The following is a 25,476-nucleotide window of genomic DNA, read 5'->3' on the forward strand; positions in this document are numbered from 1 at the left end:
AAAAACATGAAAAAAATTTTAAAACAAACCAAAAAAGGAAAATAGTACGCTGTTTTTGAGCAATTTAAAACCGCCAATAACGTTGATTTTGCAGCGCTTATGGCGGTTTTTAGTGTCAAAGATGAGAACATAGCTGACGGAAAAATAAAACAGCTTGTAGTCTATTTAAGGATTTCAGAGCATTCTGATGGTTTAAAGAATAAAGAGGTAATGATGTTTACACATTGTCTTATATTACCGATATAAAAATTACATCGTGTATAGTGCATTTAGCATTTAAGAATAATAAAATCTTAGGAACAAAATACTTTAATATTGTTTTGCTTGTGACATCTAAAAATTGTGTCGAATCGATTGGAGGTGTTTTACGAGGGTTGTGGTTTCCATAATTCTGAGTCTCCATGATATTACCCTTTATTCCAAAATAGATGGAGACAACCTAAAAATGGAAGAATACCGCAACTAATGAAGGAATGTTATTTCGAAACTTAGTGTTGCATCTGTTTTCTTAGAGAAAAAGCCATAGGTCTATGGTCGTCCTGAAACACTAGGTTGAGTCTCCCTCTATGAAAAGATTTATTTACAAAAAATGAAACCGCTATCAATAAAGTTATTAATAGTAAATAGAGGAGGTTTGGAGTGGAAACCAAGGGTGACAAATGAAATGGAAAGAGCAGTTCAAGTAAGACTTGAGACTAAATCAAGAGATAACCAATTATTTGAATATTTTGTACATCAATTTGAATTTTCACCTAAGACAGCTGAGGCAATCATCGAAACAGTCAAAGAAGCCTATGAATTACATCGTTTTGATCCGGACATCGATGTCGAGCCAGGAAAAGTCAAAAAGCAAGCCATATCAATTAATGCTAAGCACGGCCGCGATTAAGGAAACTGCCAATGGTTACAGTTACACTTACTGCTGACCAATCCACAGAAGACAATGAGGTGCGTCCCCAATTCGGTATGTAAGGTTTAAGACAGATCCGGATCTGTCGGCTGACAGATGAAACCATTGACCAAGGTGGTGTGCTGACACAAGAAGACTTAGCCGATCTACTTGAAGTGGACATACGAACCATCAGACGTGATATTAAGTAACTTACACAGAAGAAAATTCGTTTTCAAACAAGAGGTGCCTATCACGATATCGGTCCAACACTTTCCCACAAAGTTTGGATTGTGAGCCTGTATCTATAGAACAAAACGTATTCAGAAATTGCCAGACAAATCAAACATTTCACCACCTTGATTAAACGCTATATCAAAGACTTTGGCCGCGTGGTGATGTGTGAATTATCCTTAGCCGAAACAGCTCATATTGCCGGTGTTTCTAAAAGTTTAACGGGTGAATGCCTTGAGCTTTTTTATGATTATAATAACCTAAATATGCCGACCGAATTGAAAATGTTGATTGAAATGTTGGGAACAGAATACAAACTCATTGGTAGCCACAAAGCCATTGAATTGATTGCCGATGATGACATTTGCCAATTACGGGTTTTACCCTAAAAGTCACGAAACGAGCTTTGGCAATCTAACTTGGGTGACAACGTCCAGTGAAAATGAAAATCCTAAATCAGGTCAACAAGTTGAGGGTTATAAAGCCCTGCGAATCGATCTTCTGCTTATCAACGTAGAAGACTTAAAACCGGTCAAGGACAAATGTGCCAAACGAGATCAAGTGAAAATTATTCGATTAATTAACGCGGCCTTTGAACAAGGAAGGTGGCCTTTTAACCCTTGAGGAAATAGGACTTATGATTAATCATTCTCCGATGACTGTTTCAAAGCGAATTCAAGAATATCAGGAAGAGCACCAGGTTATTTTACCCATCAAGGGAAATCAGCTTGATATTGGCCCTGGCGTGACACATAAAAAGATTATTATCGAATTATATGAGCAGCTAATGGCACCGCCGGATATAGCCAAAAGAAACCGGAGTGGCCAAAAGTCATCGAGCAATACATGGAGATACTAAAACGCCATCATCCTCATTGTTTAAGGACAGATGTCCTAAGCAAACCAGTGAATCATCATAAAAAAGACAAGGACAATTGCCCTTACCCAATCCGAACAATTGTATAAAATGGAAAAACTTAACCACTGGAAGGAGGGATTTGGCCAAACATCAAGAAATCCTAAGTCATTCTGAGAACGAAAGAGCTATTAAGAGGACAAATGTCCTGAATGTAAAAGGGAAAAAATGAACCGACCACTTCAAATCGCTCTCTCTAACATTTTTTCCTGAAGTTAAAAGATCGTGTGAAAAATCTTAAAATAGTTTTGTAGCACATTAATTAACTATTATACAGTGTAATACCGGAATTTACACATGGTTTGCTAGTCTTAAAATAAATAATTAATTGGAGGAATACGAAGTGAATACACCAATAACAAAAAAAGAAGAAAGTATTAAAAAAAGTCCAGAGAGGTTAGAAGGGCAAATAGGAACTGCCAAATTAGTTTTTATGGTTGTTGCAGCTGCCGCGCCATTGACGGTTATAGGAGGTAACGTATCAATCGCTATTTTAAATGGTAACGGCCCTGGTGCCCCTATTGGATTTTTAATTGCAATGCTCGTGATGTTATTTTTTTCCATAGGATTCGCAACCATGACCCCTTATGTGAAAGAACCCGGGGCGTTTTATGCCTACATTCGCAAGAGTCTTGGGAAGCGTTTAGGGCTTTCATCGGCATACATCGCATTAGTTACTTACACCTCTATTCAGGTGGGTATGTATGCCTTTGGAGGAGGCTCTATTACTAATTACTTTGAAACGAATTTCGGGATATCGCTTCCTTGGTGGATCTTTTCATTTATTTTAGTAGCTATCGTTGGCTTTTTTGGATATCGAAAAGTTGAACTGAGTGCAAAAGTACTTAGTATTGTACTTATCCTAGAGATGTCTGTTGTAATCATCTTGGATCTAATTATTTTTGCAAGTGGTGGAAAAGAGGGGATAACTTCAGACCCAATTTCTGCTTCAAATTTGTTTACAGGTACGATATCGGTTGCTATCTTATTTGCTTTAACCGGTTTTCTTGGTTTCGAGTCAACGGCTATTTATCGTGATGAAACGCGTAATCCGGACCGTGTAATACCTCGTGCAACGTATATTGCTGTATTTTTAATCGGCCTTTTTTACGCGATTACCACTTGGGCTTTTGTGGTTGGATGGGGGCCTTCCCTTGTTGTGGATAAAGTTGCTGAAAATCCAGACGGGTTTTTAATTGCGACTGCGGCAGAGTACGCTGGCATTATATTTGCTGATATAGTTAATTTATTGTTACTTATAAGCATATTTGCTTGTGTTTTATCATTTCATAATATAATAACCAGATATCAACATGCTCTTGCCCTTGAAGGTGACTTCCCTAAGAAATTTAGTTTTGTTCATGAAAGACATAGGTCTCCATCGTTTTCATCATTAGTTCAAACTGTTACAGCGGTTATCATACTTGTGCCCTTTTCATTGACCAACATAGATCCACTAGTTAATATTTTTGGATCAATGGCTGGTGTAGCAACAATTGGTAATATGATATTGTTATTTCTCACCTCTTTATCAGTATTAATTTTTTTCAGAAGTAATCAAGATATTATAAGTAGCAGGTTTAAAACAAATATTGCGCCAATTACTGCAATGACATTAATATTTATATGCATGGGTCTGGCACTGGCCAACTTTCAGTTGATCACTGGTTTGTCGGTCACTATTAGTTATATCCTTGCTTGTATCCCAGCACTTGTTTTTGTTACCGGCTTTGTAATGGCAACGTACACACCTAATCGCAAAATTGGTGAATGAGTTTAAAAGTTCATTTATGTCAATAGACATAAAAAACCAAAAAAGCTTTTTCATAACGCTCCATTGTAAAATCAAATACAACAGCTAAATAAATAGAAAGTCATCGTGAAACCGAGTATGGTTAAGGGTGACTGAACCACCAAATTATACGGAGGTTATTCACGGTGACTCCAACCCATTCTAGCACGAAGGTTCACACGTTTATACGTCTAACTAAAATTAAGAGCAAACAAATTTACATTTTTTAAATGAAAGTCTGTCACTAGGGGAAATAGGAAGAATAATAGAACGCAACCTCAGTACGGCTTCACGTGATATAAAACGTGGCACTGTCCATCAAATCGGATTCAAAGATGTTGGAGCATAGAAATTGATTCTTTCAATTACAAGAAATTCAGAAAGGTGATACCTGGTGGGATTATATAAAGATGTATATAAAAAAGATGTAGAGACTTATATTAATAAAACGCCTGAATCAAAAAATAAATATGAAATAGCAAATAATTATATGCCTGGTGGGGAAACGAGGTCCGTTTGTTTCCATAAGCCTTATCCGTTAACAATTGAGGAAGCACGTGGTGCTTATCTATATGATATTGATGGAAACCGTTATATAGATTTTCTCAATAACTATACATCAATGGTACACGGACATGCACATGAACATATAGCAGAAAAAGCACAGTTTGCTTTAAAGAAAGGAACCGCTTATGCAGCAACAATTCCTGAGAAAATTCAATTCTCTGAATTATTATGTAATAGAGTTCCTAGTATTAAAAAAATACGTTTCTGTAATTCTGGAACAGAAGCAACCATGTTCGCAATTCGTGCAGCATGTACATTTACTAAGAAAACCTCAATTATAAAGATGGACGGTGCCTATCATGGAACGCATGACTTAGCTGCTTGGGATTCAAGATACAATACCGCTGTGTTCCCAAAAAATATATCACAGAATATTTATGTTGCTCCGTTTAATGATTCAGAAACAATTGAACAAATTTTATCGCTACATGCGGATGATATAGCTGCAATATTGGTAGAACCTGTAATGGGGGTGGCTGGCGTTATTCCTCCAAATGAAGGATATCTAGACAAATTACGTAAATTAGCTGATAAATATCAGGTTCTTCTTATCTTTGATGAAGTTCAGACGCTGCGCTTGGACATTGGAGGTGCTCAAGAAATGTACGGGGTAACGCCTGATCTAACCTGCATGGCTAAAATCATCGGTGGAGGATTTCCTGTCGGAGCATTTGGAGGAAAAAAGGAAATCATGAATATGTTTGACCCTTCTAAAGATGGTTTTCTTGCTCACGGTGGAACATTCAATGGCAACAAAGTAACCTTGAGTGCTGGAATTGCAACAATGCAATTACTAGATATAGATAAAATAGAAAAAATGAATAGTCTTTCTATTGAATTAGAGAATAAGATTAAAAAGACAGTCAAACAATCGAATATTCCCGTCACGCTTACTAGAGTAGGGTCTATGATGAATATACACTTTACTGAAAATAAGCCTGAAAATTATGCAGAAACTTTGCATTCAAATAAAGAACTAATAGACATTTTACATATTAAATTACTGAATCGAGGAATATTTATCGCCCCCAGAGGGCTAATAAATCTCTCAACTGTAATGACACAACAAAATATCCAAGAAGCCGGCGACGTATTCAAGGATGCATTACAAGAAATGATGCCATTATTAGATCGTTAGTTCTTCAATGAAAATAATTACTCTGTTACTGTTCTTTATATACCTAATTATGATTAGCTTTTATGTTTCCTCGCTAAATCGTGTGGGGTAAAAGTGATAGATTCGAAGGTTTAACATGGGGTGATGGGCACCTGTCTGCGGATTAAGCTTACGGAACACCGGATTGTTTGATGTTCCTGTTTGACTCGGTTATCATTCCACTCGAAAAAACCTATTTCCTGTTACAGTGAAAGTACCATAAAAATTCACAGAAAAGGGTTCTTCTAATGGAGGTGCACCCCCTCGGATACAGGTGAATTGTTATTCGGAGAGTTTGATGAAGCGATTGATTTTCCCGTACTTTGGCTAATCACCTGCAGTTAGAAATAGAAAAAACATACTATATTTTGCTAATGAAGATTTAATTTGGCAAAAGGTCTATTAAGTCATTGCCGGTTACACAGAAGATGATGCGGCTGATCAACTAGTCAACTATGCTGAGGAAATACAAGCATTAAAGCTTGAGTGACGTATCGTATATTAACATATTCACATTGTTAAAAACCTCCGGAAGAAGTTTATCCAAAGTATGACATTTTTGGGGTGCTTCTCTGTTTGTCATAACGGATTGCTTGATTGACTCAAGTTTTTCATTGAAACCCAAAAAGTCTTTAAATATGATTCCGTTTTTAAGCACTAATGCGATGATATAAATAATTCAGGGTAAATAATTCTTACTGCGAAGGCTGAGAAAAATTTCAATAAGGGAAGTGAGTTATTTTGAGAGAAATAATTAAACAAACTCTTACGGAAAAAGGAATTATTTTAACTGATCAAGATTGCGACTTATTAATCGAAAGATGGAAGTTAATACAACAACTAAAAAATGGTCTTAAAACTGAAGAAACTGACATTGGATTGGTATTTAATGCAGGAAGTGATGTATATGAATAATGAACTCATAACGAAATCTATCACTGAGTTAAGTCAGCTAATTCGTGATAAAGAAGTTTTCCCTTTATCCTAAGGTTTAATTTTAAATCTAAAATACGTAAAACAAGTATTTATTTTATTGTTTTGATTCTAATGAGAAAGGAAGGAATTTTACGATGACAAAATCATTGAGAGCACGTGATCTAGGATTACCATTTCAAGGTGATCATGGGATTAATAATGCCATTACAGATATTCCAGGGGTTGAAGTTGGATATACAACCTTAATTGAGGGAGAAGGTCCTATTCGCACTGGTGTAACGGCAATTTTACCTAGAGGTAAACAAGAAAAAATGAGTCCTATATGGGCTGGTCAATACAGTCTGAATGGAAATGGCGAAATGACAGGCACTCATTGGATCCATGATAGCGGTTATTTTTTAAGTCCTATTTGTATTACAAACACCCATTCTGTAGGGATAGCACATCATGCCTCTGTAAAATGGATGATACAGCAGTACGCTGAACAATTTAAAGATGAGCATCTTTGGGCAATGCCAGTTGTAGCGGAAACATATGATGGTAGGTTAAATGATATAAACGGCCAGCATATTAAAGAGGAACATGTCTTATCTGCCATACAATCATCGAAACCAGGACCCATTTCGGAAGGAAATGTTGGCGGAGGAACCGGGATGATTTGTTATGAGTTTAAAGGAGGAACAGGAACGTCTTCACGTGTATTAAAAATTGGCGGAGAAAAATTTCATGTTGGATCACTAGTACAGGCAAATCACGGGATTCGCCAATGGCTAACAGTGTGTGGAGTACCTGTTGGCAAGCATCTGAATGAAAATTGTAAAAACCAAACAGAACAGGGATCTATCGTTGTTATTGTTGGAACTGATATTCCAATGCTTCCTCATCAACTTAAAAGAGTAGCAAAACGTGCGGCAATTGGAATCGGACGAAACGGAACCCCTGGTGGAAATGATTCAGGTGATATTTTCTTAGCATTTTCAGTTGCCAACAAGATGGAAATTCCACAGCAATCGTCTGAAAAGTTGAAGATGAGTTTTATAAACGACGAAGAGTTTGATCCAATTTATGAAGCAGTGTGTCAGGCTATTGAGGAATCTGTAATAAACGCGCTAGTTTCAGCGGAAACAATGACAACAGTAAAGCCATATGGTGGTAAAGTTCATGCTATTGACCATGACAAATTAATTAATATTATGAAAGAGTACAACCGTATGTGAAAGACTTTTCCTGCCTTCGGATGAAAAAGTCAGCTGTGCAGTAGATGCTATCAATGGAGATAGCTCGTTGGTGGATTCTAATCCAAAATGGGAAGTGGCTGAAATATCGCATGAGCAGCGAATGCAAGAGTACCAGCCGCTTGAGGATTGTCTAACTATTTCTGAAAGTTTTATTTACCGGTCCCTTTCATTAAAAATGCGAATGCTTTCTGTATCACATGTGAAGGTCGAGGAACAACAACTATTTTATAGACCTTACTGGGTTGTTTACAATAATCAAAAGAACGGACAGGATTTTATTGTGGATGGGGTGACAGGTCAGTACCATCCCCTCTGAATGAATGGCAATAGCTGTAGTAAAGTCAGAATTAAAGCTGGGAATAACCAAACGCCTAAAATTCTGTCGCTTGGAGTTTGGTTATTCAAAGTAGTTCATAACAGGGTTTCCGGGCTTGTGTCTTCTATTAAATGATATGCCTTGATCGCTGTTTCAATCGCCAGCCGGTTAGTCGGTTCCAGGTAATCGTTTCCCAGAAGCTCTTCTATTTTGTCAAGGCGGTGATAAAGCGTCTGACGTACAATGAATAAACGCTCTGCTGTTTCTTTTTTTGATTCGTTGAATTTTAAATACATTTCAAGTGTCGTCAGCAGTTCTGTGTTCATTTTCTTATCATGTTTGAGTAATGGACCAATATAATCGTCAATATACGATTCGATTAATTGATTGTCCTTAAGCTGGAAAAGCAGCCGGTATATCCCGATGTTTTCATAAAGGGCATTGTCTGAATTGTGATATTTGTTCAGATGAAGCACTTCATTGGCTTCCTTATACGCTCGCATGAACCTGGAGGTGTTCTGATGGCTGCCGCTGAAGCCTATGTTTTGAGGTTGAATGTTCAGTGTCTGCGGACATTCCGAGATTAATTCAGTGAATTGATTTGCAGCAAATTTGTCATGCTTGTCGGTATCAAAAAAACAAATGACGGCTATTTCCGTTTTCTTCACGGAAACGGCTGGATAGAAACCGTAGCGCTCAAATAATGATCGGATGCTCATCGACCGCTGCACTTTTAATTCTTCCCACTCATCATGATTGCTGGCTGAATGCGTGGCATCGGTATGACAAATAAACACTCTGAAGGATAAATGTTTCTTCGATGATGGCATTATCATTTTGAGCTCATCAGGGTTATATGGTTTTCCAAGCAACAGATTTTGTACCAAATCATCTTCTACATTTAATTTACGTTCTTCAATTGTCCTGTTTCTTAATAAAATTTGTGCAATTGATATGGCTGCCCTGTCCAGCACAGTAAATAAAAATTCGTGTGGCGATTCTTCGGTTACATGAAGACATAGATAGCCCCAAATCTGACCGACAACATTGACAGGGGTCAGCGCAAACGTTTTGTTGTCAATGGTAACTGTTTGTTCGAGAAAATTTTCGGGACGATGATTTTGCACGTATGAAGCGAGTGATTCTTTAAAAGCTTTCCCTTCAGGAGGATAATAATACGCTTTGGCTTCATCAGTCATAAACAATGCGTACGATTGAAATTGATCATATAATTTTTGCAGGATTTTTAGTATGCCGTTTGGTGAGAGGGAGAGTTCTGTAAACGCTTGGGTCAACTCACTAATCTCATGCAGCATTTGATGGTGCTGGTCAATGATATGTGTATGCAAGTGTTGTGTGATATCAACAAATTTGACGACTTCCTCAAATGCTATGACTGGAAAGTTATGCTCATCTGCAAACCGCTTAATTTTAGCTGGAAGCGTGGCAAAATGAGGCCCTATTTCAATACAGATGCCGGCAACATTTTTGTTAATTAACCTTTCATAGGTATTTAGCGAGGACTCGAGGTCGAGCTTTGTTCCTGTTGTGAGTACCAATTCGCCTCCGTTGAGCAAGGCATCAAAATCGTCCGTTTCAATAATATGGGTCCATTTAATGTTTTTGTTTAATCCTTTTTTGCCTCCTAAAACACGCGCACTTTTAAATAGATCACTGTTCAGTGCGTCATTGATTGTTAAGTTAAAGCCGATCATTATTCCACCCCTCCAAACTGTTAAAACAAAACAGGATTACTTTAACATATTGTAAAATGAAAATTTCAAAAATAATAGTTATAGTATAATTATAAAATAAATGAAACCGCTGTCAATTAATTCGATGTTGGTTTGGAGTGATTGGGAGCACTCGGGGTATGGAAATAGGCGCTTGGACAGTTTGTAAAATGCTGAGCTGCTGACAGCCGTCAATATTTTATTCAGGAAAGGAGTTTTAAAATGAAAACTTCAAATGAAACACCTCAGGCACTTGTGGAAAAAGATCAGAAAAATATATGGCATCACATGTCCAAAGATGATGCCAACAGGGAGCCGATGATTGCAACAGAAGCAAAGGGTTCATGGATTACAGACCATAATGGGAACAGTTACCTTGATGGTATGTCAGGTTTGTGGTGTGTAAATGTCGGGTACGGCCGTGAAGAATTGGCACAAGCAGCCTATGATCAATTGAAAGAGATGTCTTATACATCAATGTCACAAAGTCATTTGCCGGCGATAAAACTCGCTGAAAAATTGAATGACATGCTGAACGATGAGTATATGATCTTTTATTCCAATAGTGGTTCTGATGCCAATGAAGTGGCTTTTAAAGTAGCAAGGCAATATCACCAGCAAAATGGCGAGTCATTGCGATATAAATTCATCTCCCGTTATCGGGCCTACCACGGAGGATCACTGGGGGCTTTAGCAGCCACAGGGCAATCGATTCGCAAGTACAAATACGAACCGCTCACTTCCGGCTTTTTACATGTTGCACCACCTGATAATTATCGCAGACCTGAGGGCCAATCGATTGAAGAATATAATTTACAAAGAGCCGAAGAGATTGAGGAAAAAATTATATGGGAACAGAAAGAGACCATTGCTGCAGTGATTATGGAACCAGTGATTACTGGTGGAGGCGTCTTGATACCGCATCCTGTTTATGTAGAAAAAGTCGAGGAAATTTGCAAACGTCATGGTGTATTGTTAATTATTGATGAAGTCATTTGCGGATTTGGCAGGACAGGAAGAACGTTTGGCCATATGCACTCTGATATAAAACCTGACATTATTACGATGGCAAAAGGTCTTACAAGTGCTTATTTGCCTTTATCCGTTACAGCTGTCCGTAAAGATATATATGAGACGTTTAATAATACTGAAGAAAATAGTCACTTTCGCCATGTGAATACATTTGGTGGTAATCCAGCGGCATGTGCTGTTGCATTAAAAAATATTGACATAATGGAACGCGAGAATTTAACCAATAGGGCTGCGGTTTTAGGCGAAAAACTGAGAGATGGACTAAAGGAACTGGAAAACCACCCATATGTTGGGGATGTCCGGAATCAAGGCTTTGTAATGGGAATAGAAATGGTAGAGGATAAAACTACGAAAGAACCAGCAACCGACCAGCGTGTTGGGAAAATTATAGCAGATTGTAAAAATAATGGCCTGATTATTGGCAAGAATGGGGATACCGTGGCCGGATATAATAATATACTGACACTTTGTCCGCCGCTATCAAGTACTGATGATGATTTAGATTTTATTGTGTCCGTTATTAAAAAGGTATTTAAGGAAAATGAATCTTAAACTGTATTTTCATTGTAACATTAATGGATGATGGGGGTTTGGATATGAGAATTGGAATACCACGAGAAATAAAAAATAATGAGAATAGAGTAGCGGTTTCACCATCAGGAGTCGATGCTTTAGTCAAAGCAGGGCATGAAGTCGTTATTGAAAGTCAGGCAGGGGTTGGCTCAGGATTTTCAGATGAAGAATATAAACAAATGGGTGCAACCCTTGTACAAAGTCCTGAAGAATCTTGGTCTCAGGAAATGGTCATGAAAGTTAAAGAACCGCTCCCACAGGAATATCCTTATTTTTATGAAGGCCTTATTTTATTAACGTACCTACATTTAGCCGCTGAACATGATCTGGCTAAAGCTTTAACAGATTCAAAGGTTATTAGTATTGCCTATGAAACAATTCAAGAAAAAGATGGATCGCTACCACTACTGGCACCAATGAGTCAAGTGGCAGGTCGAATAGCACCCCAAATTGGTGCGCAACTGTTAGAAAAACCTAAGGGCGGTAAAGGTGTTCTATTAAGCGGTATTCCGGGGGTCAAGCCTGGTAAAATAACCATTATAGGTGGCGGCGTTGTAGGTGAAAATGCTGCAAAAATTGCAATTGGATTAGGGGCTAATGTGACCATCATCGATCTTGATCCTAATAGACTGCGGGAATTGGAGAGTTTGTTTGGTGATAAAATAAACACACTCATGTCAAATCCGCTAAACATAGCGGAATCCGTTTCACAATCTGATCTTGTTATTGGTGCCGTGTTAATTCCCGGTACAAAAGCACCAAAACTGGTACAGGAAGAAACCGTTAAAGCAATGAAGGATAAATCAGTTGTTGTTGATGTTGCCATTGATCAAGGGGGTATATTTGAAACGAGTGATAAAGTAACCACCCATGATAATTCTACTTTTACGAAACATGGTGTTGTTCATTATGCTGTGGCGAATATGCCTGGGGCGGTCCCAAGAACAGCGTCTTTAGGGCTAACAAACGTTACATTACCATATGCTCTGGAAATTGCTAATAAGGGTTATGTTACTTCAAGTTTAGAGAAAGAGTCGATTTTAAAAGGAATTAACACGATGCAAGGTTTTATAACGTATGAGGCTGTTGCAGAAGCACATGGAATGGAATATAAGGACCCAAGTTTTTTGCTGGAAGATATGGAATTGACAACTCATTAAATGTAATTTAGGAGGTTTCAAAATGGCACAATCTCAAACAAAATCGAAATTACTTAAAAACTATGTAGGTGGTAAATGGATCGAAGCGAAGAGTGATAAAACGGAATCGGTCATTAATCCGGCGACAGGTGAGGTTATTGCAGAAGTCCCTATTTCATCACAAAAAGACGTTGATTATGCGGTCAGAGTGGCTCATGAGGCATTTCAGGATTGGAAGGAGCTAGCAGTTCCGAAACGTGCGCGAATTTTATTCAAATACCAGCAACTATTGGTTGATTATTGGGATGAGCTGGCTGAACTGATTACAATTGAAAACGGTAAGAATTTGAAGGAAGCCAAGGGGGAGGTACAGCGTGGAATTGAAAATGTGGAATTTGCTGCTGGTGCACCGAATCTAATGATGGGTGATCAACTGTCTTCGATTGCATCGGGACTTGAGTCCGGCGTGTATCGCTATCCGATTGGTGTCGTCGGTGGGATTACCCCATTTAATTTTCCGATGATGGTGCCTTGCTGGATGTTCCCAATGGCGATCGCGACGGGTAATTCATTTGTCATGAAACCATCTGAGCGTACGCCGCTTTTGGCCAATCGTTTGGCTGAACTGTTGGAGGAAGCGGGTCTTCCTGAGGGGGTCTTCAATATTGTGCATGGTGCTCACGATGTCGTAAATGGGTTGTTGGACCATAAGAACGTTGCGGCGATTTCATTTGTCGGCTCGCAGCCTGTAGCTGAGCATGTCTATAAACGAGGGACAGACAATCTGAAGCGTGTTCAGGCGTTATCAGGTGCCAAAAACCATTCAATCGTATTGAACGATGCCAATATGGATAATGCTTCGACTCAAATTCTGAATGCTGCATTCGGTTCAGCTGGCGAACGCTGTATGGCTGCATCCGTAGTGGCTGTGGAAGAATCAGTTGCTGATGAATTTATTGATCAGCTTGTGAAAAAAACGGACGATATTAAAATCGGAAACGGTTTGGATGATGGTGTATTCCTGGGACCTGTCATTCGTGAACAGCATAAAGAACGGACCCTTGGCTATATTGAAAAAGGTGAGAATGAAGGAGCTAAATTGATTCGTGATGGCCGTGAAGACGGAAAAGCTCAGAAAAAAGGCTACTTTGTAGGGCCGACAATTTTTGACAACGTGACAACCAACATGACAATCTGGCAGGATGAGATTTTCGCCCCAGTTTTGTCCATCGTTCGTGTTAAGGATTTGGATGAAGCGATCGATGTGACGAATGAATCACCGTTTGCCAATGGATCTTGCTTATTCACACGCGATGGCGGGAGTGTACGCCAATTTCGTGAAACCATCGATGCGGGGATGCTCNTACGACGCGGTGGGTTTAATAAAATCAGGTTTAACTTTCAAAAGGTACAGTGTTTGTATTCGGGCACTGTACCTTTTTGTTGACAACTCTACTTAAATACAAAAGCAATTTAATAACGATACCTTGAATTAAAACCATTCTTGACATATAATGAATATAGAAAGCATAATACTAAAAAGAACCCCGACAATGGCGTGTCGGAGTTCTTCTAAGCTACGCCGCAAGAAGTTGCGGTGGATTGGTTAGAAATCCCCAACCGCGTCCATTTTCACAGGTGGGGATTACTTTTTTTGTCCCGCATGTAACTGGCAGTAAGTCCCCCCATATCAAGACGATTAGGTAAAAGCAAAGAGGATAAGTGGGGGTCCAACTGCCAGTAAATTTCCGATTCTGTTCAACTAACAATCAGTGGGGAAGATCGCCCCACTGATTGAAGTTTCACTTTATGATCAAAACAATTAATGTCACGACAGCCATGAGTAGAGACCCAAAGCTGATTATGAACATGATGCCTTGATACAGCCGGGTCCTGATTTTTCATGCGGCTATTAGGAAGTGCCATCCCATCCAATGAATGCCGTCATCTCAGTCATATCATCGTTATAATTCCTTGTCCTTCGCCTAATCCTTTTCCCAATATTAAAAGAGCTGTCATCCGTAATGGCGGCTCATATAACATCGTCAATTCCCATTTTCCGGATTTGCCAGCATTTTTTCAAGATGTTTGACCGTAGGGGTTAGATTGGCAAGAAAGTAGGTTTCCCGTAATCTGCGTACAGGGCGGCTGACATTTAAATAACCAGCCCCACCGTTATGGATCATGCTTGCGTTAGCTGCTTTTAAAGTCAGATAGGTGATGTCGAGACGAAATTGGATCAATGGTTGCCATCTCAGGTTTTCGAAATTTGACTCGAGGTAACTATAAATGTCTTCCCGCTGGCATCTGAGTTCACTCTCTAATTCCTCTGCTTGCACAGGTAGATACTGGTTGCACCCGGCTTGCCTGTTGCCGGCCTTTTCTATTGATTGGACGGATGCCGAGGTAACACCTAGCCCCATAGGTATCTGATACAGCAGAAATATCGGGCGAATTTTTTCAACAAAAGTATCTGCATCCTCAGAAATAACCCACTCATCGGGGATGAAGCAGTTATGGAAACGGCATCCGTATGTGGCACTGCCGTTAATGCCCATGTAACCCTTATTTTCCTTCAATAAAAGCCCGTCGGTATTGCATGGGATGAATAGCATAATCCGTTGGTCGTCGTTCACCTCAGCCACTGCCCCGAACCAGTGTTCATCAGCAATATTCGAGACAGAAGGGAGGGCACCGGAAACAATATATCCTCCGTCTTTTCGCTCTGCTTTCAAGTGAAGTCTTTCTATGTCGGCATAAAACTTCATTGGATTGGAAAGGCCGGTACCGGCGAGAAGTGTACCATCTTCCAATTTTGGCAGCAATTTGGTGGTTAAATAATCGTTACGGCTGTTCCGCACGTACGTCAACGCGGCCAGATGGCACCATAATACAAACCCGGTGGTCATGCACACCTTTGATACTTCCTCAACCAATTGGAATTCGCGGAGAGAAACATCCTTCTTCATCAGCGACTTGGATGTGTAGTATCCTTTTTCTCCCAGTGAACACAGAAAGTCTTTTGGATAATAATGCTCTTCATCGATCTTTCTGACAAGGGGTTTCAGCTCCCTTTGCAGGTAGAGAGGCAGCTCATTTGCTTCTGTTGCTGTATTTTCCTTTAGCATGTCGGTATCTCTCTCCTTTCCAATTGGGACTCTTTTTTTTACTCACCACTGGAAATTTCCGTGACGGAATCGATGGGTGTTTTAACTGCTTTGCGGGCCTTTCTGACTGCATCTTCATCCGGTGCATCATAAAAACAAAGGCATTTGGACATATCTTCACATACATAGGTACGCTCAAATGATACTTCTGGAACCTCTGCATAATGGACTGAGTTTTTCTTTTTGCGCTCCAAGTATTCATCCATTGTTAAATCTTCCGGCAGATTCCACTGAACGAGATAATTCACTTTATCAGACTGTTTTTTCACTTCCTCTAAATCCTTGCCGACAATGCGGACGGCTTTTACCAAATCTGCGGGAACCCCATTGTCCTTTAATGTATCAGTAAGCGCTGTTTCAACCTGATCACTTTCAAAAATCAAAAAAGAGCGGGAGAGGTCTTTGGCAGCCTGTACTTCAATCAGGGTGATATTATCTTTTTCTACAGTTTCTTTAAGAGAAGCTATTTTTTCCTCCAACGCATTTTTGTCTTTAATCTCACCATTAAAAGTCGTTTCCACTAAATACAATCCCATGATATGGCCTCCTTCGTTTATTACTTATAAAACCTATAAATTTTATATGTTTTATCTGTCTTGTTAGTTATCATATGATACTAAGTTCAAAAAATCAACCTTTATTTGGCAAATATGTTATAATTTTTTTAAAGTTACGGAGGAGAATGATTAATTATGAAAGAGAATTATAATTTGCCATGCAACATTGCACAGACATTGAATATTGTTGGAGACAAATGGACATTGCTGATTCTCCATGAAATCCTGATGGGTGCCTCGACCTTTAATGAAATCAAAAAAGGGCTGGACGGGATTTCCTCAAATTTATTATCGGACCGGTTGAAATATCTGACAGAAAGCGGATTAGTCACAAATAGTCTGTACTCTGCTCACCCGCCAAGATATCAGTATTCCCTGACGGAGAGCGGCCAGGATTTGGAGCCCGTTTTTCATTCCCTACTGCTTTGGGGCCGGAAGCATCTGGAGAAATGCTACAAGAAGCTTGTCCACGATACATGCCGGCATGAAGTGGAAATCACATATTATTGTTCCCACTGCGAAGAAAATGTAACGGAGGATGAACTGGTTGTCTTGCCTGTCGCTGGTGAGGAAGAAGTTTCATAGTGGAGAGTGGGGGAGTGAGGGATTTCCGGTAGTTGCCTGACGTGCGGACGAATCCGCTGATCCTGCTTCGTCCACTCTTAACCTGATACGGCAACATCCGGAACATAGTTACCCCCACATGACTAATTTGGCTAAAATTTTTAACCTGCTCCTCCCCATTGTTTTCCAACCCATTTTTCAAACAGACTGACCAGTTTATCGAGAAGAAGGCCAAGGATACCGATAAAGACAATGCCCGCAAGAACCAGGTCAAGATCAAGGGCATTTCTGGAATCGATAATCAGGTAACCAAGCCCGGATTGAGCACCGACCATTTCACCTGAGACCAGAAAAATCCATGCTGTTCCGATAGCAACATGCAGCCCGTTGGCAATGTTGGGGAATGCGGCAGGAAGAATGATTTTATACATTAATTGAGGCTGTTTAATCTCTAAATTCTGTGACACTTTCAGATAAGTGTTATCGACTTTTTTTACGGCAGATACCGTTGTTAGAAGAACTGGGAAGAAAGCGGCAATGAAAATAATGACAATGGCTGGCATGTTACCGATTCCGAACCACAGGACGATGAAGGGGGTCCAAGCAATCGGTGCAACCGGCCGCAATACCTGGACAATCGGATCGATGATTTGCCATATACTTTTTGCACGGCCAAGAATGAGTCCCAAAACGATGGCAGCAAGGACAGCGGCAAGGTACCCAATAGTGAATCGCATCAGGCTTATTTGCAAATGTTCAAATAGAACGCCCGATTCCACCAGCTTAAAAATCCCCTTCCCAACACTGAGAGGAGAAGGCAGAAGGGCTTCTGGGTAATCACCGATCATTATCACCAGCTGCCATACTGTGATGACAAGCAAAAAGGCTATTGTAATATTTATAAATTTAGGGAGTATCTGATTGTTTCTCATAGGAATCTATCGCCTCGTCAATCAATGAATTGCTTACAAATTCTTCGTATGAGGGCGGGTCATCCGACAGCCCCATGTCGATCAAACTTTCGCGCAAAATCGCATAGTCTTCTTTTCTTATCCGCAGGTCATCATAGGAAATCCACTCCAAGGATAATTCTAATGTTTCCTCGTTAACATCTAAATATTTCTTATGTACAAAATGGGTGTGGTCATGAACTTTTCCAGCTTTTTTACCGGTCGCAATATAGCCATTCACAAATTGCTGTGAAAGTTCTGGGTGATTCTGAACAAGCTCATTGCGCAGGACAAGAGCACAGCACAGGGAACCCGGCCATAAATCCTCGGACTGATACAGAACTTTTCCCTGATCCAACGTTACACCAAGCGCCCCAAATGGTTCAGCAACGACATAGCTGGAAATCTGTCCGGTTGCTAATGCGGAAGGCATCTCTGGTGGTGGCATTTCCACCATATGAACGTCATCATAGCTCATGCCACCCTGTTCGAGCATTCTCGCCATCAGGATATTGTGGGAGGAAAGGGTGTGCGGGATCGCAACGCTCGTTCCAGCTAAATCTTCCACTTGATCCACTTCGGGAGAAACGATTGCGGCATTACCGTCTTTATGGCCTAAAGCCACTGCTTTCAGGTCAATTCCCTTTTCTCTTGATTTCATGGCAAGTTCAATCAGGACAGAAGCACCGTCAATCCGTCCGGTATTCAATGCATCCATCAAGTCAATCCATGTTCCGAATTTGACCAGCTCCAATTCCACATTCCCAAGGTATTCCTTGGTCATCTCTTTCTCAAAATAAACCGGAGCGGCATGGGTGATAGGGAGGTAACCGATTTTTAAGGTTGTCTTTTGTTTTGCATGACTGTCGGTTCCACAGGCTGATAAAAAAATCAATGAAACGATTAATAGAAAGACTGTGGGCTTTTTGTGTCGTTTCATCATTTCCCTCCATTACTTATACTTAGGGCGTTTATCCCGCATGTAACTGGTAGTAAGCCCCCATTCAAGACGAGGTGGTGAAATCAAAGAGGATAAGTGGGGATTCAACTGCCAGACCGATAATAACGCGACGTCCTGTCGCATTATCGGCACTAGCACGTCCTGTGCGTCGTAAATGTCCGATTCGGCTCGGGCCTGCACGATGCAGGTCACAAAGGCGTTGCAACAGGACAAGGAAAGTCACGACAGCAATACATCGCACGAAGAAAAAGTGCTTCCCTTTTTCGAGGACGCCCGCGTACTTAGCCTTTGTTCATTAATCTCAGTGGAAAAGAGCACTCCACTGAATGAAGATTCGCTTTATATTTGAAAGTCAGGCTGTTGTCTAGGTTGGGTAAACTGAAACGCTTCAAAAATGATTCGTCGATAATACTGAAAATCACCATGGCTCCGGTCACGTGGTTTTGACAGCTCAATGTGCAAACGTTTGTTGATACGCCCCGGATGAGTCTTCATGATTAATACGCGATCTGATAAGTAAACAGCCTCATCAATATCATGGGTAACCAGGATGATAGTTGTTCCCTCTTGTTCCTGAAGCCGACGAAGTTCATCCTGTAGATAATACCGGTTAAACGTATCAAGCGCGGCAAATGGTTCATCCATAAGAATTAGCTCTGGTCTCATAGCGAGGGCCCTTGCAATAGCGACCCGCTGCTTCATGCCGCCTGATAACTCGTAAGGGAATTGGCTAATGTTTTCTTCCAAACCAACCAAACGCAAATAATCCATGGCACGTTCACGTCTGTCATCCGGCGATAAGCTGATTGGCTCCAGGCCGAGTTCCACATTTTTCAAAACGGAACGCCAGGGCAGGAGGCCGTAATCCTGAAACAGCATGACACAGTGTCTCCCCGGTTCCTGTACTGGTTTCCCATCCAGAAAAACCTGGCCGGCTGTCGGTTTTTCAAAGCCCCCGATTAAGTTAAGCACGGTACTCTTTCCACAGCCGCTCTCCCCTAAAAGAGAGACGAATTCGCCTTTCTTAACACTAAAGGAAATATTCCCCAGAACGAGGTTTCTCTTCCCCTCTGTATCAAAATATTTATTCACTTGTTTTAATTCCACGAATGGTTGCACGGTTTCTTTCGACAAAAGCCGCTTCCCCCTCGAAAACGAATTTAATACAAATAAATCAAATCAGTTTAGTATGATTTAATATAAGTCATTTTAATATACTAAGTTTCAAAAATCAATCCATTTTTCAGAATGGGAAGAAAGACTTAGTGACAGTCATTGAAAAAGGCTGCACTTCCGTCAATTAAAATGGTGGCGGAAGTGTAGCCTTTTGTTTTCAATAAATTTACTCAAAACTCCTCATAAACAGCCGGGTCCTGATCCTTCAAGCGGCCATCCGGTTTTGTCAGCTTGTCCAATGCCGTCATATCCTCATTATCTAAATTAAATTCGAAAATAGACATATTTTCCAATTGCCGTTTCGGCGAGGCGGATTTTGGAATAGCGACGGCGCCGTGCTGATAATGCCAGCGCAGAATGACTTGTGAAGCAGTTTTACCGTACTTGTCTGCAATTTCCTTAATGGTATCATCATTGAAAACATCATTGGCACGCGCTAGCGGACTCCACGATTCAGTTACAACACCGTGTTCCTCATGCCATTTACGCTGTTCTTCTTGATTGAAGAAAGGATGCAGTTCCACTTGATTGATGCTAGGCAATACACCTGTTTCTTTTTCCAGCCGTACCAGATGCTCTGGTAGGAAGTTGCAAACACCGATGGAGCGGATTAGGCCCCATTTCTTCGCATCAATCAAAGCCTGCCAAGCTTCCACATAGATGTCTTGTTTCGGGTTTGGCCAATGGATTAAATATAAATCATAATAGTCCAGATCGGCGCGATAAAGGGATTCTTGAATGGTTTTTACTGCCTTCTCATAGGTGTGATAGCGTCCAGGGAGCTTTGATGTAATGCGCAAATCCTCACGCGGTACGGATGCTCGCTTAACGGCCGCTCCGACAGTCCCTTCATTTTCATAATTGTAAGCGGCGTCAATCAATCGGTAGCCGTGGTCGATCGCACCGGCGATAGCTGCTACACCGTCATTGCCCCACAGCTTATACGTGCCAAAGCCTAGTGCTGGTATGCGTGTGCCGTCATTTAATGTGATTTCGGGTATTTTGTTGGTCATTGTGTCACTCCTTTGATTCTCGTTATTTTTTAAGTCAAAAGCTTAATAGATTTAACTGTATTTTATCATATTTATGTCAAAGATATTAGGAATACTCTCACATAAGATTGTCCAGGAAAGCATATTTAGCAGATCACACGATATAATCGATCAACTGCCTCTGCAATGTCTTCTTGTCTAATGCTTGCAAAACCAATGACGAGCTGAATGTTTGTCGAATATCTAACCTCGCTTCCCAGTAAGAACCGCTTTATTGTATAGATTTCGAGCTTTTCTTGTTGTGCTTTTTCATCGATTTCTTTATAGCTTTTGCTTGTATTGAATTCTGCCAAAAAATGAAGGCCAGCTGGTACATCTTTTATGTGCATCTTATCCTGAAATCTTAAACGAAGCTCTTTTATTAAGTGTTTTCGTTTCCTATTATAATGTTGATTCATTCGTTTAATGTGCTTGGCATATTCACCACCTTGTATAAAGTAATGTAATGTATATAAATGGAGCGAATTAGTCCCTTGTATCCAATCCGAATAGTGGTATCGATACAATTCCAGTAACTTGGGCGGCAATACAACATAGCTTATTCGAAAACTGGGTAATAGTGTTTTAGAAAAGGTACCAACATAAATAACACGTCGATTCTGATCGAGACTTTGTAAGGAAGGGATATTGTCTGTTCCATATTTAAATTCACTATCATAATCATCTTCTATAATATATCGGTCCTCACCCAGCGCAGCCCAATTTAGTAGCTCAACTCTTCTGGAGATTGGCATAATGGTGCCAGTCGGAAATTGATGAGAGGGTGTAACAAACAAAAAATTTGGATTCGATGCTTTTACTTCTCTGATATCAATTCCTTCCTTGTCTAACGCAATAGTTGATACTTGGAATTTCAGGCTGTTTAATAATTGATAAATACGAGAATACCCTGGGTTTTCGACAGCTATTTTTGTGCTTGATGGTTGTATAGCCATCAATTGATGAATGAGTGGCTGCGTACCGGAACCAATGACAATTTGTTCTGGCTCACAGGTTACACCACGCGTTAAGGCGATCATATGAGAAATGGTCTCTCTTACGATGTAAGGGCCTTGGGGATGCGTGATTCTTGAAAGGTCCAAGCTGTGCTGATTTATGGCTTTCTGTTGACTTTTCAACCACTCGTGAAAAGGAAACACAGAGCTATCCGTTGTAATATGAGATAAAGAAAGCCAACCTTCTTTATGGTGAAAAGTTTCTCTTAGATGTTTAGGTAGATTATGTTCTTTCGGAGAACGATCATGAATAAAATGTGCGATATCTTCAACGAAATATCCTTTACGTTCAATGGTATTAATATATCCCTCTGCTAGTAATTGTTCATAGGCAGTGGCAACCGAATTAATACTTACGCCTAATTCAGTAGACAATTGTCTTTTTGATGGCATTTTATTTCCTGCAGCAATTTTATGTTCCAATATAAATCCTTTCAATGTTTCGTAAATCTGCTTATAAATATAATTGGAATGTTCACTTTTATCTATATGAAACTTAATCATCTGACATCACCCTGGTACCCAAATATTTTTAATTCTGGTACTTTTCATTATACCAATTGAGTGTCATACTAGTCTATAAATTCACAGTATATCAAAAAAGGAGGCTCCATTGTGGAAACGGTTACGACAGCTACAAAAGATTTGCAGGAGAAAAGAGAAAAATACGTACCAAAGGGCGTTAACAATGGTAATTTAAACATTGCAAAGGATGCAAGTGGTGCCACAATTACAGATATCAATGAGAATAAATGGATCGACTTTGCGGGTGCAATTGGTACACTAAATGTTGGACACAGTCATCCGAAAGTAACGGCTGCCGTCAAAGGACAGATTGATAAGTTTTTACACCCTGGTTTTAATGTCATGATGTATGACAGTTATATCAATTTGGCAGAAAGACTGTGTCAGATCACACCAGGTAATGTCGACAAACAAGCACTCTTGCTTAATTCAGGAGCAGAAGCGATTGAAAATGCTATAAAGGTCTCAAGAAAATATACAGGCAGACAAGCCGTTGTATCGTTTGAACGTGGATTCCACGGAAGAACGAATTTAACAATGGGAATGACCAGTAAGGTAAAGCCGTATAAATTTGGCTTTGGTCCATTTTCACCGGACCTTTACCAGGCACCATATCCCTATTTATACCGTAAGCCACGTCAGCTGACGGATGAAGAATATGTCAGTCAGGTGATTCAGAACTTCGAAGACTTTTTTGTATCATCCGTTGCACCAGAAAACGTTGCCTGTGTTGTTATGGAACCAGTTCAAGGTGAAGGCGGCTTTGTTGTCCCACCAAAGAGATTTGTTCAATATGTTAAGGATTTTTGTAATAAGCATGGGATTGTCTTTGTGGCAGATGAAATTCAAACCGGATTTGGGCGCACCGGAAAATTATTTGCAGCAGAACATTTTGATATTGAACCTGAGCTTATGACGGTCTCCAAGTCACTTGCCGCCGGATTGCCCTTAAGTGGTGTCGTTGGCAAGAAGGAAATCTTAGATGCTGCCAACCCAGGAGAATTAGGCGGAACATTCGCTGGGAACCCAGTCGCATGTGCAGCGGCCTTGGCTGTTATCGACGTCATGGAAGAAGAACAATTAATGGAAAAGTCAGAAGCCATCGGACAGAAAATTGAAAGCAAACTACTGGAATTGCAGGAAAAACATGAGTTTGTTGGAGAAGTACGCAGGCTGGGTGCAATGGTAGCCGTTGAAATTGTGGAAGACCGCGAATCGAAGGTGCCGAATAAACAAAAAACGAGTGAAATTGTTTCGAATGCGAATCAAACTGGATTATTACTTCTTTCAGCGGGGATAAATTCAAATATCATCCGATTTCTGCCACCGCTTGTAATGACTGATGACGAACTGGAAAAAGGTTTAGCTAAATTAGAACAGGCTTTTGCATAAAAAGAATTTGAAAGATATGGAGAATACGGCAGTTTGTAATAGCAGAAGCTCTTTTTTCCCCCTATCTTACTATTGTTTTCAGCTGAGAGGAGTGCGAACAATGACAGAGTCACTTCAGGTAAAAAACCCTGCTACAGGGGAACCTGTCCAAGAAGTAAGGATAAATTCCGAGGAAGAAATACTTGAGGCATTGAAAAAAGGACATGCAGCCTTTAAGCAGTGGTCCAAAGTGAACGCACATGAACGGTCACGATTGTTAAAAAAATGGTCTGATCGAATTCTGGAAGAAACAGAAGAAATCGCCAAAATCATGACGCTGGAAAGCGGGAAACCGATTAATGAGTCTTTAGGCGAAGTAAAATATGCAGTTAGTTATATTGACTGGTATGCAGAAGAGGCAAAACGGATTTATGGCCGGACCATTCCAGCCAATACCGAATCCAAACGAATCGTTGTAACCCGTCAGCCAGTAGGACTCGTTGCAGCGATTACACCGTGGAATTTCCCGGCAGCCATGATGACCAGAAAAGCTGCACCAGCACTAGCTGCAGGGTGTACGTTCATTGTAAAGCCGGCTGAGGACACACCTTTAACAACGATTAAACTGATTGAAATGGCACATGAAGTCGGCATACCGGAAGAGGCTGTTCAATGTGTAAATGGTTATGGCAGTGAAATTGGGAAGCTTTTCACCGATAGTGAGCACGTACGCAAAATCACATTCACTGGATCAACGCCGGTTGGAAAGCATCTAATTAAAAATAGTGCTGATACGGTGAAACATGTCTCGATGGAATTGGGTGGACATGCCCCGCTTATTATCGCAGAAGATGCTGATCTTGATTTTGCTGTCGCACAAACCATTGCTTCCAAGTTTAGGAATGCAGGCCAAACGTGCATTTGTGCGAATCGTGTTCTTGTCCACGAAAATATAGCTGAAGAATTCTCCGACAGATTAGCCAATGAAGTAGCTAAACTTAAAGTCGGGAATGGATTAGAAAAACAAACACAAGTTGGACCTGCCATTAACGAGAAAGGTTTTGACAAGGTTATGTTGCAAATTCATGATGCGGAGGAAAAGGGAGCAGAGGTATTATGCGGCAATCAATCTGACGCTGATAGGGAAGCAGGTTATTTCTTTATTTACCCGACTGTACTCAAAAATGTAAGCGAAACCATGGAAATGATGCAGGAAGAAACATTCGGGCCAGTCGTCCCAATAACGACCTTTAAAGCGATTGAAAAAGCGGTGCAAATTGCCAATGGCACACCATACGGGTTAGCTGCCTATTTCTTTACCAATGATTATCGGACAGGAACATTTCTGCATGAAAACTTAGATTTCGGTATTGTTGGCTGGAACGATGGCGCCCCTTCTGCCGCACACGCACCATTTGGCGGTATGAAAGAAAGTGGACTGGGGCGTGAAGGAGGAATTGAAGGAATTGAGCCTTATTTAGAGACGAAGTATTTGTCGGTTGGGAATTTATAGACCAAGATTAATAGATACAGAACCTTTAATTTATATTTAAATAAGGATTTTCGGGTATTACTTTTTAATGGGATATACAAAGAGTAAGGGTACGAACTAGTGAGTATATATGGAGAAAAATAGG

The 25,476-nt window shown here is 40.3% G+C and carries 21 protein-coding genes and 2 pseudogenes; 15 read left to right on the forward strand and 8 right to left on the reverse strand.

Annotated elements, in window-relative coordinates; genetic code table 11:
• The first annotated feature begins 634 nt into the window (after nucleotides 1-634).
• The 9 genes and pseudogenes from ACFQ4A_RS08585 (at nucleotide 635) to ACFQ4A_RS08625 (ending at nucleotide 8,044) form a co-directional block, all read left to right on the forward strand.
• A complete protein-coding gene (locus tag ACFQ4A_RS08585) occupies nucleotides 635-889 on the forward strand; it encodes a hypothetical protein (RefSeq protein ID WP_382399579.1) in 255 nt (84 codons plus the stop codon).
• Nucleotides 890-984: 95 nt separating this feature from the next.
• Nucleotides 985-1,512, forward strand: a pseudogene (locus tag ACFQ4A_RS08590) (DUF1670 domain-containing protein).
• The gene (locus ACFQ4A_RS08595) at nucleotides 1,481-1,747 is read left to right on the forward strand and encodes a DUF1670 domain-containing protein (protein WP_382399839.1); all 267 of its coding nucleotides are present in this window, start codon (nucleotides 1,481-1,483) and stop codon (nucleotides 1,745-1,747) included. The pseudogene ACFQ4A_RS08590 and the gene ACFQ4A_RS08595 overlap by 32 nt, the downstream one beginning before the upstream one ends.
• Nucleotides 1,716-1,982, forward strand: a complete 267-nt coding sequence (locus ACFQ4A_RS08600; RefSeq protein WP_382399581.1) for a DUF1670 domain-containing protein — start codon at nucleotides 1,716-1,718, stop codon at nucleotides 1,980-1,982. Before ACFQ4A_RS08595 ends, ACFQ4A_RS08600 begins: the two co-directional genes overlap by 32 nt.
• A gap of 400 nt (nucleotides 1,983-2,382) precedes the next feature.
• Nucleotides 2,383-3,813 carry an APC family permease gene (locus tag ACFQ4A_RS08605; protein ID WP_382399583.1) on the forward strand — a complete coding sequence of 477 codons (1,431 nt, stop codon included), beginning with the start codon at nucleotides 2,383-2,385 and terminating at the stop codon, nucleotides 3,811-3,813.
• 412 nt (nucleotides 3,814-4,225) lie between these two features.
• Nucleotides 4,226-5,536 (forward strand): aspartate aminotransferase family protein, encoded by a 1,311-nt coding sequence (locus tag ACFQ4A_RS08610; RefSeq protein ID WP_382399585.1) that lies wholly within the window; start codon nucleotides 4,226-4,228, stop codon nucleotides 5,534-5,536.
• 759 nt (nucleotides 5,537-6,295) lie between these two features.
• Nucleotides 6,296-6,469: a hypothetical protein gene (locus tag ACFQ4A_RS08615; RefSeq protein ID WP_382399587.1), complete on the forward strand. Its 174-nt coding sequence runs from the start codon at nucleotides 6,296-6,298 to the stop codon at nucleotides 6,467-6,469.
• Nucleotides 6,470-6,624: 155 nt separating this feature from the next.
• A complete protein-coding gene (locus ACFQ4A_RS08620; protein WP_382399589.1) occupies nucleotides 6,625-7,707 on the forward strand; it encodes a DmpA family aminopeptidase in 1,083 nt (360 codons plus the stop codon).
• A gap of 70 nt (nucleotides 7,708-7,777) precedes the next feature.
• Nucleotides 7,778-8,044: a hypothetical protein gene (locus ACFQ4A_RS08625; protein ID WP_382399591.1), complete on the forward strand. Its 267-nt coding sequence runs from the start codon at nucleotides 7,778-7,780 to the stop codon at nucleotides 8,042-8,044.
• A gap of 95 nt (nucleotides 8,045-8,139) precedes the next feature.
• Here ACFQ4A_RS08625 and ACFQ4A_RS08630 read toward each other — a convergent pair whose 3' ends face one another.
• Nucleotides 8,140-9,759: a PucR family transcriptional regulator gene (locus ACFQ4A_RS08630; protein ID WP_382399593.1), complete on the reverse strand. Its 1,620-nt coding sequence runs from the start codon at nucleotides 9,757-9,759 to the stop codon at nucleotides 8,140-8,142.
• A gap of 240 nt (nucleotides 9,760-9,999) precedes the next feature.
• On the opposite strand from ACFQ4A_RS08630, the gene ACFQ4A_RS08635 reads away from it, so the two are divergent.
• The 3 genes and pseudogenes from ACFQ4A_RS08635 to ACFQ4A_RS08645 all read left to right on the forward strand — a co-directional run.
• Nucleotides 10,000-11,361: an aspartate aminotransferase family protein gene (locus ACFQ4A_RS08635; protein ID WP_382399595.1), complete on the forward strand. Its 1,362-nt coding sequence runs from the start codon at nucleotides 10,000-10,002 to the stop codon at nucleotides 11,359-11,361.
• Nucleotides 11,362-11,405: 44 nt separating this feature from the next.
• On the forward strand, nucleotides 11,406-12,542 hold the full coding sequence (gene ald / locus ACFQ4A_RS08640; RefSeq protein WP_382399597.1) for an alanine dehydrogenase: 1,137 nt from the start codon (nucleotides 11,406-11,408) through the stop codon (nucleotides 12,540-12,542).
• A gap of 22 nt (nucleotides 12,543-12,564) precedes the next feature.
• Nucleotides 12,565-13,884, forward strand: a pseudogene (locus ACFQ4A_RS08645) (CoA-acylating methylmalonate-semialdehyde dehydrogenase); the annotation flags it as partial.
• A gap of 682 nt (nucleotides 13,885-14,566) precedes the next feature.
• On the opposite strand, the gene ACFQ4A_RS08650 reads toward ACFQ4A_RS08645, so the two are convergent.
• Both ACFQ4A_RS08650 and ACFQ4A_RS08655 read right to left on the reverse strand, forming a co-directional pair.
• Nucleotides 14,567-15,649, reverse strand: coding sequence for an acyl-CoA dehydrogenase (locus tag ACFQ4A_RS08650; protein WP_382399599.1), 1,083 nt, complete (start codon nucleotides 15,647-15,649; stop codon nucleotides 14,567-14,569).
• A gap of 38 nt (nucleotides 15,650-15,687) precedes the next feature.
• On the reverse strand, nucleotides 15,688-16,224 hold the full coding sequence (locus ACFQ4A_RS08655) for a DUF4242 domain-containing protein (RefSeq protein ID WP_382399601.1): 537 nt from the start codon (nucleotides 16,222-16,224) through the stop codon (nucleotides 15,688-15,690).
• Nucleotides 16,225-16,380: 156 nt separating this feature from the next.
• Between ACFQ4A_RS08655 and ACFQ4A_RS08660 the strand changes: the two genes are divergently transcribed.
• Nucleotides 16,381-16,830 carry a winged helix-turn-helix transcriptional regulator gene (locus ACFQ4A_RS08660; RefSeq protein WP_382399603.1) on the forward strand — a complete coding sequence of 150 codons (450 nt, stop codon included), beginning with the start codon at nucleotides 16,381-16,383 and terminating at the stop codon, nucleotides 16,828-16,830.
• Nucleotides 16,831-16,970: 140 nt separating this feature from the next.
• Here ACFQ4A_RS08660 and ACFQ4A_RS08665 read toward each other — a convergent pair whose 3' ends face one another.
• The 5 genes from ACFQ4A_RS08665 to gabR all read right to left on the reverse strand — a co-directional run bounded on the left by ACFQ4A_RS08665 (nucleotide 16,971) and on the right by gabR (nucleotide 22,447).
• Nucleotides 16,971-17,741 carry an ABC transporter permease gene (locus ACFQ4A_RS08665; RefSeq protein WP_382399605.1) on the reverse strand — a complete coding sequence of 257 codons (771 nt, stop codon included), beginning with the start codon at nucleotides 17,739-17,741 and terminating at the stop codon, nucleotides 16,971-16,973.
• On the reverse strand, nucleotides 17,716-18,699 hold the full coding sequence (locus ACFQ4A_RS08670) for an ABC transporter substrate-binding protein (protein ID WP_382399607.1): 984 nt from the start codon (nucleotides 18,697-18,699) through the stop codon (nucleotides 17,716-17,718). The genes ACFQ4A_RS08665 and ACFQ4A_RS08670 overlap by 26 nt, the downstream gene beginning before the upstream one ends.
• Nucleotides 18,700-19,059: 360 nt before the next feature.
• The gene (locus ACFQ4A_RS08675) at nucleotides 19,060-19,854 is read right to left on the reverse strand and encodes an ABC transporter ATP-binding protein (protein WP_382399609.1); all 795 of its coding nucleotides are present in this window, start codon (nucleotides 19,852-19,854) and stop codon (nucleotides 19,060-19,062) included.
• Between the two features lie 212 nt (nucleotides 19,855-20,066).
• Nucleotides 20,067-20,909 carry an aldo/keto reductase gene (locus ACFQ4A_RS08680; protein WP_382399611.1) on the reverse strand — a complete coding sequence of 281 codons (843 nt, stop codon included), beginning with the start codon at nucleotides 20,907-20,909 and terminating at the stop codon, nucleotides 20,067-20,069.
• A 125-nt stretch (nucleotides 20,910-21,034) separates the two neighbouring features.
• Nucleotides 21,035-22,447 (reverse strand): MocR-like transcriptional regulator GabR, encoded by a 1,413-nt coding sequence (gene gabR, locus ACFQ4A_RS08685; protein ID WP_382399613.1) that lies wholly within the window; start codon nucleotides 22,445-22,447, stop codon nucleotides 21,035-21,037.
• Nucleotides 22,448-22,555: 108 nt separating this feature from the next.
• Between gabR and gabT the strand changes: the two genes are divergently transcribed.
• Together gabT and ACFQ4A_RS08695 are read left to right on the forward strand one after the other, a co-directional pair.
• A complete protein-coding gene (gene gabT, locus ACFQ4A_RS08690) occupies nucleotides 22,556-23,860 on the forward strand; it encodes a 4-aminobutyrate--2-oxoglutarate transaminase (protein ID WP_382399841.1) in 1,305 nt (434 codons plus the stop codon).
• Nucleotides 23,861-23,960: 100 nt separating this feature from the next.
• Nucleotides 23,961-25,352, forward strand: a complete 1,392-nt coding sequence (locus tag ACFQ4A_RS08695) for an NAD-dependent succinate-semialdehyde dehydrogenase (RefSeq protein ID WP_382399615.1) — start codon at nucleotides 23,961-23,963, stop codon at nucleotides 25,350-25,352.
• The last annotated feature ends 124 nt before the right edge of the window (nucleotides 25,353-25,476 follow it).

The organism is Lentibacillus salinarum, from assembly GCF_042679865.1.
Lineage (GTDB): Bacteria > Bacillota > Bacilli > Bacillales > Amphibacillaceae > Lentibacillus > Lentibacillus salinarum.